Raw genomic sequence first — 13,360 nt, forward strand, 5'->3', positions numbered from 1 at the left:
GGCCGTCCGTCGGATACGGGCGACCCGGGGACCGGGCGCGGGGTCAGTGCGCGTCGGCGATGTGCTGCGTACCGATGCGCTTGCGGAACACCCAGTAGGTCCAGCCCTGGTAGAGCATGACGAGCGGGGTGGCGACGCCCGCGAGCCAGGTCATGATCTTCAGCGTGTACGGGGTGGCCGAGGCGTTGGTGACCGTGAGGTTCCAGGCATCGTTCAGCGAGGACGGCATGACGTTCGGGAACAGCGTCAGGAAGAGCATCGCGACGGCCGCCGCGATGGTGATCCCCGAGAAGGCGAACGACCAGCCCTCCCGGCCGGCCAGGTTGCAGCCGAGGGCCGCGACCAGCGCCACCACGGCGACGGCCATGGCGATCAGGCTCCAGCCGTCACCACGCGAGACCTGGGTCCAGATCAGGAAGGCGAGGGCCAGCACCGCCGCCACCACGCCCAGCCGGGTCGCCAGTGCGCGCGAGCGCTCCCGGATGTCCCCGAGCGTCTTCAGCGAGGCGAAGACCGCCCCGTGGAAGGTGAAGAGGGCGAGGGTGACCAGGCCGCCGAGGATCGAGTAGACGTTGAACAGGTCGAAGAGGCTGCCGACGTACTCCATGTCCTGGTCGATCTTGACTCCGCGCACCATGTTGGCGAAGATCACGCCCCACAGGAACGCCAGGATCAACGAGGTCCAGAAGATCGCGTGTTCCCAGTTGGTCTGCCACCTTTCCTCGGGCCGCTTGTGGCGGTACTCGAAGGAGACGCCCCGGACGATGAGGCAGATCAGGATGAGCAACATGGGCAGGTAGAAGCCGGAGAAGAGGGTGGCGTACCACTCCGGGAAGGCGGCGAAGGTGGCGCCGGCCGCCGTGAGCAGCCAGACCTCGTTGCCGTCCCAGACGGGTCCGATCGTGTTGATCAGGACCCGCCGCTCCTTGCGGTCGCGGGCGAGCAGTTTGGTCAGGACTCCGATTCCGAAGTCGAAGCCCTCCAGGAAGAAGTAGCCGGTCCACAGGACGGCGATCAGTACGAACCAGACGTCGTGAAGTTCCATGGTGTGGTCTCCTCAGCCTCAGTACGAGAAGGCCATCGGCCGGTCGGGGTTCTTGTCGTCCCCGCCGATCCTGGTGGGCGGGTTGAGGTCGTCCTCGGTGAGTTCCGGGGGACCGGCCTTGACGTACTTCACGAGCAGCCTGACCTCGATCACCGCGAGCACGGCGTAGAGCAGGGTGAAGCCGATCATCGAAGTGAGCACCTCGCCCTGGGAAACGCCCGGCGAGACCGCGTCCCGCGTGCGCAGGACGCCGTAGACCACCCACGGCTGGCGGCCCATCTCGGTGAAGATCCATCCCCAGGAGTTGGCGATGAGCGGGAAGCACATGGTCCAGAGCGCGACGAGCCAGTACATCCGTGCCCACCGGGGGCTGAGCGCCTTCTTGAAGAGGACGAGATGGGGGACCTCGTCCTCACCGGTGCGCAGGGCCTGCGGCAGCAGGAAGCGCTTGCGGGTCAGCCACAGCCCCAGCATGCCGATCCCGAGGGAGGCCATGCCGAAGCCGATCATCCAGCGGAAGGACCAGTAGGCGACGGGGATGTTGGGCCGGTAGTCGCCGGGGCCGTACTTCTCCTGCTCGGCCTTGTTGATGTCGTTGATGCCGGGGACGAAGGAGGTGAAGTCGTCGTTGGCGAGGAAGGACAGCAGACCCGGGATTTCGATGGCCACCTTGTTGTGGCCCTTCTCGACGTCGCCGTAGGCGAATACGGAGAAGGGGGCGGGCGCCTCGCCGTCCCAGAGGGCCTCGGCCGCGGCCATCTTCATGGGCTGCTGCTTGAACATGACCTTGCCGAGCAGGTCACCGCTGATGGCGGTGCCGAGACCGGCGATGATCATGACGACCAGGCCCAGCCGCAGCGAGCTGCGCATCGCGGGGATGTGCTTCTTGCGCGCGAGGTGGAAGGCGGCGATGCCCACCATGAACGCGCCCCCGACCAGGAAGGCGGCCGTGATGGTGTGGAAGAACTGGGTGAGCGCGGTGTTCTGCGTGAGGACCTGCCAGAAGTCCGTGAGCTCCGCCCGTCCCCGCTCCTCGTTGATCCGGTAGCCGACCGGGTGCTGCATCCAGGAATTCGCCGCCAGGATGAAGTACGCGGAGAGCACGGTGCCGAGCGAGACCATCCAGATGCAGGCGAGGTGGATCTTCTTCGGCAGCTTGTCCCAGCCGAAGATCCACAAGCCGATGAAGGTCGACTCGAAGAAGAAGGCGATCAGCGCCTCGAAGGCCAGCGGCGCGCCGAAGATGTCGCCGACGAATCGCGAGTAGTCGGACCAGTTCATCCCGAACTGGAACTCCTGGACGATGCCGGTGACGACACCCATCGCGATATTGATCAAGAAAAGCTTGCCCCAGAACTTCGTGGCCCTGAGGTACTTCTCCTTCTCCGTGCGCACCCAGGCGGTCTGCAGGCCGGCGGTCAGCGCAGCCAGCGAGATCGTGAGCGGAACGAAGAGGAAGTGGTAGACGGTGGTGATGCCGAACTGCCAGCGCGCCAATGTCTCAGGCGCCAAAGCTAGGTCCACGTCGTCTTCTCCTTGTCGTCGCCGTGGTCACAGCGGGCAGTCTGCCTGGCGGATTCCCCCATAACAGGAGGAAGCAGGACACGCTTGTGAACGCGTTCACATTCACAAGCATTATGGCGCACCTGTTTCGACGGCTTTCAGCCGGGGTCCCCCTAGCCAGAAAATTCAACAGATTGTTGAATGTGGCCATGCAGATTCGGATCTCATGGCCTGCGGGCCTGCTCATCGCCACCCTCGACGACACCCCGACCAGCAAGGCGCTGGCCTCGGCCCTCCCGATCTCCGCCTCCGCGAACATCTGGGGCGAAGAGGTCTACTTCGACACCGGGGTCTCCGTGGCCCTGGAGGACGACGCCCGGCAGGTCGTCGAGCCCGGCACGGTCGCGTTCTGGACCGAGGGCGACGCACTCGCGCTCCCCTACGGCCCCACGCCCATATCGCGCGGAGGCGAGAGCCGCCTGGCGAGCCCCTGCAACGTGCTCGGCTCGTTCGACGGCGACCCCCGCCTCCTGGCCACCGTCCGCGAGGGCGACCCCGTCCGCGTGGAACTGGTCTGAGGACCCCGGCTCCCCGCGGTCCCCCACCACTCCCGCCGTTCCCTACAGCTCCTTGAAGAACGCCGCCGCCGTGTGCAGGAAGAGGTCGTTCGCCTCGGTCTCACCGATCGTGACCCGCAGGCCCTCGCCCGCGAAGGGCCGGACCACCACACCGGCCTTCTCGCAGGCCGCCGCGAACTCGGCCGTCCGCTCACCCAGCCGCATCCACACGAAGTTGGCCTGCGTGTCCGGGACGACCGTCCAGCCCTGGGCCAGCAGCGTGGCGTGAACCCGCGCCCGCTCGCCCACCAGCGAACCGACCCGGCCCATCAGCTCGTCCTCCGCCCGCAGCGAGGCCACGGCCGCGTCCTGCGCGAGCTGGCTCACGCCGAAGGGCACCGCGGTCTTGCGCAGCGCGGCGGCCACCGGCTCGTGCGCCACCGCGAAGCCGACGCGCAGGCCGGCGAGGCCGTACGCCTTGGAGAACGTGCGCAGTACGGCGACATTGGGGCGGTCGCGGTAGAGCTCGATGCCGTCCGGAACATCGGTGTCGCGCACGAACTCGCGGTACGCCTCGTCCAGCACCACCAGGATGTCCGAGGGAACCCGGTCCAGGAACCGCTCCAGCTCGGCACGGCGCACCGCGGTACCGGTGGGGTTGTTGGGGTTGCAGACGAAAATAAGCCGGGTCCGGTCGGTGATCGCCGCGGCCATCGCGTCCAGGTCGTGCACATCGCCGTCGGTCAGCGGGACCTGTACGGACGTCGCGCCCGAGATCTGCGTGATGATCGGGTACGCCTCGAAGGACCGCCAGGCGTAGATGACCTCGTCGCCCGGGCCGGCCGTCGACTGGATCAGCGACTGGGCCACGCCCACGGAGCCGGTGCCCGTGGCGATGTGCTCGACCGGCACCCCGAAGCGCTCCGCCAGCTCGTTCACCAGACCGGTGCACGCCATGTCGGGGTAGCGGTTGAACCGGCCCGCGGCGGCGACCGCACTCTCCAGCACCCCCGGCAGGGGCGGGTACGGGTTCTCGTTCGAGGACAGCTTGAACGCGACGGCCCCGCCCCCGGCCGCGGGCTTGCCGGGCTTGTAGGTGGGAATGCCGTCCAGCTCGGCGCGCAGCTTCGGGCTCTTCTCGCTCACCGCAGGTCCTCCTCGACCGTCCCGCCGACCTCTCCGTCGACTCAATACTGCTCACCTTATGAGGATTCCGCCGATCCGAGAATGGCGGGCGCCAGGAACACTGGGGGAGCGCGCGCATATATGCGCGCGCCGGTGGCCCGCGCCGTGGCGCGCGTCCCTCGTGCAGGTGAGTTGAGAGCGGCCGGAAGCGGCTCCGTTTTGGCATGCTCCTACCCGCCGACAAGCCCCACCATCACCTTGAGCCACCAAAAACCTTCAATTCCAAGGTCATTGAGGGTGGCGAATCATGCAGAAACGTGCCTGTCAACGCGTGCATATGCACCCGGACCGCCCACCCCTCAGAGCCCTAATATCGGCTCGCCATGACAGCAGCAGGGAAGCATCAGGTGAGCCGGACCGAGAGCACCCGGCGCGTCGGCGGCCGACAGGGCCGGGCCGGCATCCGAGACGTGGCCGCCGCGGCGGGCGTCTCCATCACAACCGTCTCCGACGCGCTCAATGGCAAGGGGCGGCTGCCGGACGCCACCCGCCGCCACGTCCGCGAGGTCGCCGACCGGCTGGGCTACCGCCCCTCCGCGGCGGCCCGAACCCTCCGTACCGGCAAGTCCGGCCTCATCGGCCTGACCGTGACCACGTACGGGGATGAACCTTTCACCTTCACCGAATTCGCGTACTTCGCCGAGATGGCACGGGCCGCCACCTCCGCCGCGCTGGCCCGTGGCTACGCCCTCGTCATCCTCCCCGCCACCTCACGACACGACGTCTGGTCCAACGTGGCCCTCGACGGAACCGTCGTGATCGACCCCTCCGACCACGATCCGGTCGTCAGCGAGCTGGTCCGCCAGGGGCTTCCCGTGGTCTCCGACGGCCGCCCGGCAGGCACCCTCCCCGTCACCGCCTGGGTCGACAACGACCACGAGGCCGCCGTCCTGGGCCTGCTCGACCACCTCGCCGCCGCCGGCGCCCGCCGCATCGGGCTGCTGACCGGCACCACCACCGACACCTACACCCGGCTCTCCACGACCGCCTACCTGAACTGGTGCGAACGCGTCGGCCAGGATCCCGTCTACGAGTCCTACCCCGCCCACGACCCGTGCGCCGGCGCCGTAGCCGCCGACCGCCTGCTCGCCCGGCCCGACCGGCCCGACGCCGTCTACGGGCTGTTCGACCCCAACGGCACCGACCTGCTCGCCGCCGCCCGGCGCTACGGCCTGCGCGTGCCCGAGGACCTGCTCCTCGTGTGCTGCAGCGAATCGACCGTCTACGCCAACACCGAACCGCCCATCACGACCCTCTCCCTCAAACCCCGCCGGATCGGCACCGCCGTCGTGCAGCTGCTGATCGACGCGATCGAGGGGGTCGGCACCGGACGCCCCGTGGAACAGGTCGTCCCGACCGAGCTGATCATCCGCACCTCCTCGCAGCGCAGGACACCCCGGACCACCGTCAGCCCACCCCGCTCGCCGGCCCAGGACTGACCGCCACACCCACCCCCATGACGGAGCCGACGGCCCCGCCGAGGATTCAGCAACACCCATATCGGGAGAAAACAGCAGGAAGGATCGGCTCCGGACAGGATTCACCACCCCTGGTGCGTCACAGAGCGCGAGCCGCATTCCTATGATGGGCGCACGACATCACGGACCCTCCGCCCAGGAGGCAGGAGGGTCCGCAGGTGTACGGCAGCGCGACGGTGGTGGAGGGGTCGATGACTCAGGGGGCCGGTCAGGGACCCGCGATGCGGACGGACACGCTGCGGGACTTCCGGGTGCCGGTCTCCGAACCCGCACCGTACGCCGTGTCCGCCGTACTTCCCGGCGAAAGCCCGGTCTACGGCGAGTACCCCGCGTACTACGCCGAAGGCGCACCCGCGGACCAGCGGCCGGGGTACCCGCCGGAGCCCGCGGGGCCCCCGGCGGTCGGCCCCGTCGCCTACCCCGAGACGGAGACCGTCCCGCACCAGCGGCCCTCCGCCCACGCGGAGTTCCCCGACGCGGACGCCGCCGACGACGGCTACACGCCCACCCGGCGCGACCTGCCCGTCATCGGGCGAGGCGCCGTCTCCGGCGGGCCCGGTGACACCGTCCAGGTCCACTACGTCCCCCAGGACGCCCCGGCCGCCGGTCCCGGTCCCCTGTACGTCGTCGGCGACGTACACGGCTACCTCGACGAGCTCGTCACGGAACTGCGGGCCCAGGACCTGATCGACGCCGACCACCACTGGTCCGCCGGGAACGCCCGGCTCTGGTTCCTCGGCGACTTCACCGACCGCGGCCCCGACGGCATCGGCGTCATCGACCTCGTCATGCGGCTGTCCGCCGAGGCCGCCGCCGCCGGCGGCTACTGCAAGGCCCTGATGGGCAATCACGAACTCCTGCTCATCGGCGCCAAGCGGTTCGGCGACACCCCGATCCAGTCCGGCGCGGGCACCGCCACCTTCCAGGCCGCCTGGCTCCTCAACGGCGGCCAGCGCACCGACATGGACCGGCTGGAGGACGTGCACCTGCAGTGGATGTCCCGGCTCGACGCGGCCACCCTGGCGGACGGACACCTGCTGCTGCACTCCGACACCACCGCCTACCTCGACTACGGCGACTCCATCGAGGACGTCAACGACACCATCCACGAGCTGCTCAACCGCCATGACGCGGACATCACGTGGGACCTCTTCAGGAAGTTCACCAAGCGCTTCGCCTTCCGCGACGAGGAGACCGGCCCCGGAGCCGTACGGGAACTCCTCGGCACCTACGGCGGCGGACGCGTCGTCCACGGCCACAGCCCGATCCCCTACCTGCTCGGGGAGGTGGGCACCGAGGACGGCGACGAGTCCCACGGACCGGAGGCCGTCGACGGCCCGCACGTCTACGCGGACGGCCTGGCCATCGCGATGGACGGCGGCGTGACCATGGAGGGCAAGCTGCTCGTCGTTCAACTACCTCTGCGCGACTGAGCGTTCTCGGAGCGGGGTAATTCAGCAAAGCCCCTGTCACCGCGTGGCAGGGGCGCTCTACCATCGCTCTATCCGTAGCAGGCTCTCCTCCGTTTGTGCCGGCGCCCGGGTCTACGCGGGCATACCGGCTTGTACGGAGCACAGGGGGATGCACATGACCAGCGCTCCGCACCTGCTGACCGAAGACCGACCCGAGTTCGACCGGCTCCTCGACGAGGCGCTGCGCACGGCGGACGAACGGCCCGAACTCGCCACCCTCGGCGAACGGCTGAACGCCGAACAGTTGCGCACGATGGCGCTGAGTGCCAGCGCACTGCTCACCGCGGCTGCCGCCGCCGAGTACGACCACTACGTCAAGGTCCGCGAGGAACTGCGCGGAGAGGCCCTGACCGCCTCCGTGAGCAGCGTCGAGGACGACTCCGGCCAGGAGGACGGGGCCGGTGCGAGCGCCGTGATCGCCGTCCTCGCGCCCGTCCTGGCGGGCACCGCCATGCTGATCTTCCTGCTGGTGGGCTACAGCCTGAAGATGATCGACCCCGAACCGGCCTTCGCCAGGACGATGTTGACGGCAGGCTGGCTCTTCGGTGGGCTGACCGTGGCCGCCCTGCTCTTCGCGGTGATCGGGCTCCTCGTGACGGCGATACGCAACAGCTCGACGGAGGTGGCGGCCGAGGAGGCCGTTCCGATACCCGACGAGCTCTCCCGGGCCCGCGAGGCCTGGCGCAACGCTCTGCTGGAGCGGGGCATCATGCCGTTCCTGCGCGACGCGCTCGCCGACCCCAGTGCCGGGACCGGCTACCCCGTACCCCGCACGCCGGGGGCCGGGCGCATCCCCAACCTGGGATACACCCGGCCCGACTTCACCAGCCCGGGACCTCGCTCACAGGGCCCCCGGCCCGGCTACACCCCGCCGGACTTCACCAGCCCCGACTTCGGCGGCCCGGAGCACGAGCCGGAGTAGACCGGCCCCGGGGAACCGCACCGGCTGATGTTTCACGTGAAACCACGCTCCGGGCGCCGGGTACCCGGCGCCCGGCAACGGGTGTCCGATGGCGGACGCGCCCGGCTACGCCGCGGCCCGGTCGTGCAGCGTCCGTCGCCGCTGAGAAACGTCCGTCAGGGCCGGCGCGCGCCAGACACCGTCCGGGTGGTAGAGGTTCACGCCCGGTGCGACGATCTCGTCGATCCGGTCCAGCACCGCGTCGTCGAGCACCAGACCGGCCCCCTTCACCAGGGACTCCATCTGCTCCATGGTCCGCGGTCCGATGATCACCGAGGTGACCGCCGGGTGCGCGACGGGGAAGGCGACCGCCAGCTCCGGCAGGGTGCAGCCGATCTCCTCGGCCAGCGCGACGAGCTGTTCCACGGCCTCCAGCTTGGCGACGTTGACGGGGATCGCCGGATCGAAGCGCGCAGGATTCAGCGCCGCCCGCCCCGAGGTCAGGTCGACGGGCCGGCCGAGCCGTTGCTTCCCGCTCAGGAAGCCCGAGGCCAGCGGACTCCAGGTCAGCACGCCCATCCCGTAGCGCCGGGCGACCGGCAGGACGTCGGCCTCGATCCCCCTCGCCAGGATCGAGTACGGCGGCTGCTCGGTCCGGAAGCGCTGCAGCGCCCGCCGCTCGGCGACGTGATGGGCCTCGACCAGTTCCTCAGCCGGAAAGGTCGAGCACCCGAAGGAGCGGATCTTCCCCGCCGTGACGAGGTCACCGAGGACGGACAGCGTCTCCTCGACATCGGTCGTGTGGTCCGGGCGGTGCACCTGGTAGAGGTCGATCCAGTCGGTGTCCAGCCTCCGCAGGCTGTCCTCCACGGCCCGGACGATCCAGCGCCGTGAATTGCCGCTGCGATTGCGTCCCTCTCCCATCTGGAAGTGGACCTTCGTGGCCAGGACGACGTCGTCGCGCCGCCCCTTGAGCGCCTTGCCGACGATCACTTCGGACTCTCCGGCGGAGTACATGTCCGCGGTGTCGACGAAGTTGACGCCCAGGTCGAGCGCGGCATGGATGATCCGGCCGCACTCCTCGTGATCGGGGTTCCCCACTGCCCCGAACATCATCGTTCCGAGGCAGTGCGCACTCACCTCGATGCCGGTCCCGCCCAAGTTTCGGTATCGCATGGTCATGCGGCCGCACTCTAGGAGCTGGAGCCCACTCCAGGGCAAGACCATTCCACCGGTCAACCGCAGCCGGCTTTCGGGACACCCCCGCTCCCGGCCCCGCCGGACCGGGGCGGGACGGGCCCGCGACTCCCCCCATGGGTCGCGGGTCCGTCCGTGTCCGGGGTGCCCCGGGTCAGTCCGCCAGGGGGAGGTAGACCCGGTTGCCGGAGGCGGCGAACTCGGCGGACTTCTCCGCCATGCCCGCCTGGATCTCCTCGGCCTTCAGGTCACCGCCGTGCTCGCGGCGGATGTCCTGAGAGATCTTCATCGAACAGAACTTCGGACCGCACATGGAGCAGAAGTGCGCGGTCTTCGCGGGCTCGGCCGGAAGGGTCTCGTCATGGAACTCGCGGGCCGTGTCCGGGTCGAGGGCCAGGTTGAACTGGTCCTCCCAGCGGAACTCGAACCGCGCGTCCGACAGGGCGTCGTCCCATTCCTGGGCGCCCGGGTGGCCCTTGGCCAGGTCGGCGGCGTGAGCGGCGATCTTGTAGGTGATCACGCCGGTCTTCACGTCGTCCCGGTTCGGCAGGCCCAGGTGCTCCTTGGGCGTGACGTAGCAGAGCATCGCGGTGCCCCACCAGGCGATCATCGCGGCGCCGATGCCCGAGGTGATGTGGTCGTACGCGGGCGCGACGTCCGTGGTCAGGGGGCCGAGCGTGTAGAACGGCGCCTCCTCGCAGATCTCCTGCTGGAGGTCGATGTTCTCCTTGATCTTGTGCATCGGGACGTGGCCCGGGCCCTCGATCATGGTCTGCACGTTGTGCCGCTTGGCGATCGTGTTCAGCTCGCCCAGCGTCTTCAACTCGGCGAACTGCGCCGCGTCGTTGGCGTCCGCGATGGAGCCGGGGCGCAGGCCGTCACCGAGCGAGTAGGTGACGTCGTAGGCTGCGAGGATCTCGCAGAGCTCCTCGAAGTTCGTGTAGAGGAAGTTCTCCTTGTGGTGCGCCAGGCACCACGCGGCCATGATCGAGCCACCGCGCGAGACGATGCCCGTCTTGCGACGGGCGGTCAGGGGCACGTAGGGCAGCAGCACGCCGGCGTGGACCGTCATGTAGTCGACGCCCTGCTCGGCCTGCTCGATGACCGTGTCCTTGTAGATCTCCCAGGTCAGGTCCTCGGCACGGCCGTCGACCTTCTCCAGCGCCTGGTAGAGCGGCACGGTCCCGATCGGGACGGGGGAGTTGCGCAGGACCCACTCGCGCGTGGTGTGGATGTTGCGGCCGGTCGAGAGGTCCATGACCGTGTCGGCGCCCCACTTGGTCGCCCAGGTCATCTTGTCGACCTCCTCCTCGATGGAGGAGGTGACCGCGGAATTGCCGATGTTGGCGTTGACCTTCACCAGGAACCGCTTGCCGATGATCATCGGCTCGGTCTCCGGGTGGTTCACGTTGGCCGGAAGCACCGCGCGACCTGCGGCGATCTCCTCGCGGACGACCTCGGGGGAGACGTTCTCGCGGATCGCGACGTACTCCATCTCCGGGGTGATCTCGCCCCGGCGGGCGTACGCGAGCTGGGTGACGGCGGCGCCGCCACGGCCGCGGCGGGGCTGGCGGGGCCGACCCGGGAAGACGGCGTCGAGGTTCTTGAGTCCGCCGCGCGGCGAGGTGTGCTTGATGCCGTCGTCCTCGGGGCGCACGGGACGTCCCGCGTACTCCTCGGTGTCGCCGCGGCCGATGATCCAGTTTTCGCGCAGGGGCGGCAGGCCCCGGCGCACGTCGGTCTCGATCTGCGGGTCGGTGTACGGACCGGACGTGTCGTAGAGCGTGACGTCCTTGCCGTTGGTGAGGTGGACCTGGCGGACCGGCACCCGGATGTCCGGGCGGGAGCCCGCCAGGTATCCCTTGTGCCAGCCGGGCTGGCGCTCGGTCTGGCCGTCGGCGTCCTGGCTGACGGCAGGCGTGCGTGCGTCCTGAATGGTCATGAGACCTGATCTCCCTACGCCGGCATTACCCGGTAACAGGTTCGGCGGTCGACGCAGCCTCTTCCCGTACGCATTTTCATGCGCGTACGGTGATCAGCGCCCTCTCAGCCCGGTGCTCCGAGCTCCCGCGTTGTGCAAAGTAGCCCCCACGCTAGCGTCATCTGTGGCGTGCTGAACAGTGGGCCCCCTCATCTCTTGCGATGATCTGCCGGTGACGTCCTTGCCGCAGCCCCCCACCACGCCCACGGACCCCCACGGCCACACCGGTCACGATCACGCGTCCCACGGACATGCGACCGGTGCCTCCCACAGCGGGCACGGCGGCCACGGCCACAGCCATGGCCACGGGCCGGCGGCCCCGGTCTCCAAGCACCTGCGCAAGGTGATCGCCGCCGTGCTGATCCCTTTCGCCGCAGCCGTCTTCGTCGGCATGGCCGTGCTCTGGCCGGGCGGGGCCCCCGCCCACCAGCGCACCGGCGTGGGCTTCGACCGCCAGACCCAACAGGGCACGGTCGTCGCCTTGGCAAAGGTTGACTGCAAATCAGTGAACGCCTCCCAGGTGCCGCCCACCGGCGACACCTCCACCCCGGAGGGCCGTGAGGCGCAGGCCGCGCAGACCGGGGAGTGCAAGAAGGCGACGGTCGAGGTCGCCGGCGGACCGGACAAGGGCCGGGCGTTCTTCGAGATCGTCCAGCCCGGCGCCCCACGGCAGTTGGAGAAGGGCCAGGAGGTGGTGGTCGCGTACGCCCCCGACGCGCCGCGGGACCTCCAGTACTCCGTCGTCGACGTGAACCGCAAGCTGCCCCTGGCCCTGCTGGCCGGGATCTTCGCGCTCGCGGTCGTGGTGGTCGGGCGGATGCGCGGGGTGTTCGCGCTCGTCGCCCTGGTGGTGAGCTTCGCGATCCTGACGCTGTTCATCCTGCCGGCGATCCTCCAGGGCTCGAACCCCCTGCTCGTCGCCGTCATCGGAGCCAGCGCGATCATGCTGATCGCCCTCTACATGTGCCACGGCCTGACGGCCAGGACCTCGGTCGCCGTCCTCGGCACCCTCGTCTCGCTGCTGCTGATCGGGCTGCTGGGCTCGCTCTTCATCGACTGGGCCTTCCTGAGCGGCAACACGGACGACAACACCGGGCTGATCCACGGCCTCTACCCGCACATCGACATGAGCGGTTTGCTCCTCGCGGGCGTGATCATCGGCTCGCTCGGCGTCCTCGACGACGTCACCGTGACGCAGACCTCGGCGGTCTGGGAACTCCATCAGGCCGACCCGGGAATGGGACCGCGCGGCCTGTACCGGGCGGCCATCCGGATCGGCCGCGACCACATCGCCTCGGTCGTCAACACCCTGGTGCTGGCCTACGCGGGCGCCGCGCTGCCCCTGCTGCTGCTGTTCTCGATCGCGAACAGCAGCATGGGGTCGGTGGCCAACAGCGAGTTGGTCGCGGAGGAGATCATCCGCACCCTCGTGGGCTCCATCGGGCTCGTGGCCTCCGTCCCCGTCACCACCGCGCTCGCCGCCCTGGTGGTTTCCGCCGACCGGACGGGCTCGCCGGCCGCCGCCGCGGTACCGCAGCCCGCGCGCGGTGGCCGGGGCCGTCGGCGCAAGCGCTGAGGGGACGTCGGGTCAGCCCGCGTTCTGCCCGTTCTGGCGCGCCTCGGCGAGGATCTTGCCGAGCTCCTCGTCGAGGTTCTCCTCGAAGTCGCCGAGGTTGCGCTCCTGACCGAGCGGAACCAGCCGGTCCGTGCGGTCGAGGAAGGCGACGAGCGGCGCCGCACTCGCGCGGAACAGGGCCCGGTCACAGCCCACCTGGAGGCGGATGTGGACGTCGGACAGCTCCTCCGGGTGGGTGGGGGCGATGTGCACATCGCCGTCACCGCACGGCTTGTTGATGCCGTCGAGAAGCAGTTCCCGGCCGAACGCCCAGGTCACGGGGGCGTCTCCGGGAAGGTGGAAGGTCAGGCGTACCGCGTAGGGGTCACGAGCCTCGTATCCGAGTTCCACCGGGATCCGGAACGCGAGCTCCTCGGAAACGAGGAAGCTCATCATGACCTCTGCCTGTACCGACTCTCGCATTGC

General features: G+C 69.3%; 11 protein-coding genes. 5 read left to right on the forward strand and 6 right to left on the reverse strand.

The window, feature by feature from the left end:
• Positions 1 to 43: 43 nt before the first annotated feature.
• Together cydB and ACZ5D2_RS00580 are read right to left on the reverse strand one after the other, a co-directional pair.
• Positions 44 to 1,045: a cytochrome d ubiquinol oxidase subunit II gene (gene cydB, locus ACZ5D2_RS00575; protein ID WP_371677604.1), complete on the reverse strand. Its 1,002-nt coding sequence runs from the start codon at positions 1,043 to 1,045 to the stop codon at positions 44 to 46.
• Between the two features lie 18 nt (positions 1,046 to 1,063).
• Positions 1,064 to 2,569 (reverse strand): cytochrome ubiquinol oxidase subunit I, encoded by a 1,506-nt coding sequence (locus ACZ5D2_RS00580; RefSeq protein ID WP_468926183.1) that lies wholly within the window; start codon positions 2,567 to 2,569, stop codon positions 1,064 to 1,066.
• Between the two features lie 188 nt (positions 2,570 to 2,757).
• On the opposite strand from ACZ5D2_RS00580, the gene ACZ5D2_RS00585 reads away from it, so the two are divergent.
• A complete protein-coding gene (locus ACZ5D2_RS00585) occupies positions 2,758 to 3,126 on the forward strand; it encodes a cyclophilin-like fold protein (RefSeq protein ID WP_371677606.1) in 369 nt (122 codons plus the stop codon).
• A gap of 42 nt (positions 3,127 to 3,168) precedes the next feature.
• Here ACZ5D2_RS00585 and hisC read toward each other — a convergent pair whose 3' ends face one another.
• The gene (hisC, locus tag ACZ5D2_RS00590) at positions 3,169 to 4,251 is read right to left on the reverse strand and encodes a histidinol-phosphate transaminase (protein ID WP_371677607.1); all 1,083 of its coding nucleotides are present in this window, start codon (positions 4,249 to 4,251) and stop codon (positions 3,169 to 3,171) included.
• A gap of 362 nt (positions 4,252 to 4,613) precedes the next feature.
• Here hisC and ACZ5D2_RS00595 point away from each other — a divergent pair, with 362 nt between their 5' ends.
• The 3 genes from ACZ5D2_RS00595 (at position 4,614) to ACZ5D2_RS00605 (ending at position 8,162) form a co-directional block, all read left to right on the forward strand.
• On the forward strand, positions 4,614 to 5,729 hold the full coding sequence (locus ACZ5D2_RS00595) for a LacI family DNA-binding transcriptional regulator (RefSeq protein WP_371677608.1): 1,116 nt from the start codon (positions 4,614 to 4,616) through the stop codon (positions 5,727 to 5,729).
• Between the two features lie 215 nt (positions 5,730 to 5,944).
• Positions 5,945 to 7,201, forward strand: coding sequence for a metallophosphoesterase (locus ACZ5D2_RS00600; RefSeq protein ID WP_371681213.1), 1,257 nt, complete (start codon positions 5,945 to 5,947; stop codon positions 7,199 to 7,201).
• A gap of 148 nt (positions 7,202 to 7,349) precedes the next feature.
• Positions 7,350 to 8,162: a hypothetical protein gene (locus tag ACZ5D2_RS00605; protein WP_468926188.1), complete on the forward strand. Its 813-nt coding sequence runs from the start codon at positions 7,350 to 7,352 to the stop codon at positions 8,160 to 8,162.
• A gap of 105 nt (positions 8,163 to 8,267) precedes the next feature.
• Here ACZ5D2_RS00605 and ACZ5D2_RS00610 read toward each other — a convergent pair whose 3' ends face one another.
• Both ACZ5D2_RS00610 and thiC read right to left on the reverse strand, forming a co-directional pair.
• Positions 8,268 to 9,317 (reverse strand): aldo/keto reductase, encoded by a 1,050-nt coding sequence (locus tag ACZ5D2_RS00610; protein WP_371681214.1) that lies wholly within the window; start codon positions 9,315 to 9,317, stop codon positions 8,268 to 8,270.
• Between the two features lie 175 nt (positions 9,318 to 9,492).
• Complete coding sequence (thiC, locus tag ACZ5D2_RS00615; protein WP_468926191.1) at positions 9,493 to 11,280, reverse strand: phosphomethylpyrimidine synthase ThiC; 1,788 nt, start codon at positions 11,278 to 11,280, stop codon at positions 9,493 to 9,495.
• A gap of 211 nt (positions 11,281 to 11,491) precedes the next feature.
• On the opposite strand from thiC, the gene ACZ5D2_RS00620 reads away from it, so the two are divergent.
• The gene (locus ACZ5D2_RS00620) at positions 11,492 to 12,895 is read left to right on the forward strand and encodes a YibE/F family protein (RefSeq protein WP_371677610.1); all 1,404 of its coding nucleotides are present in this window, start codon (positions 11,492 to 11,494) and stop codon (positions 12,893 to 12,895) included.
• A 12-nt stretch (positions 12,896 to 12,907) separates the two neighbouring features.
• Here ACZ5D2_RS00620 and ACZ5D2_RS00625 read toward each other — a convergent pair whose 3' ends face one another.
• A complete protein-coding gene (locus ACZ5D2_RS00625) occupies positions 12,908 to 13,357 on the reverse strand; it encodes an SsgA family sporulation/cell division regulator (protein ID WP_371677611.1) in 450 nt (149 codons plus the stop codon).
• Positions 13,358 to 13,360: the final 3 nt, after the last annotated feature.

The organism is Streptomyces sp. NPDC031479 (assembly GCF_055581065.1).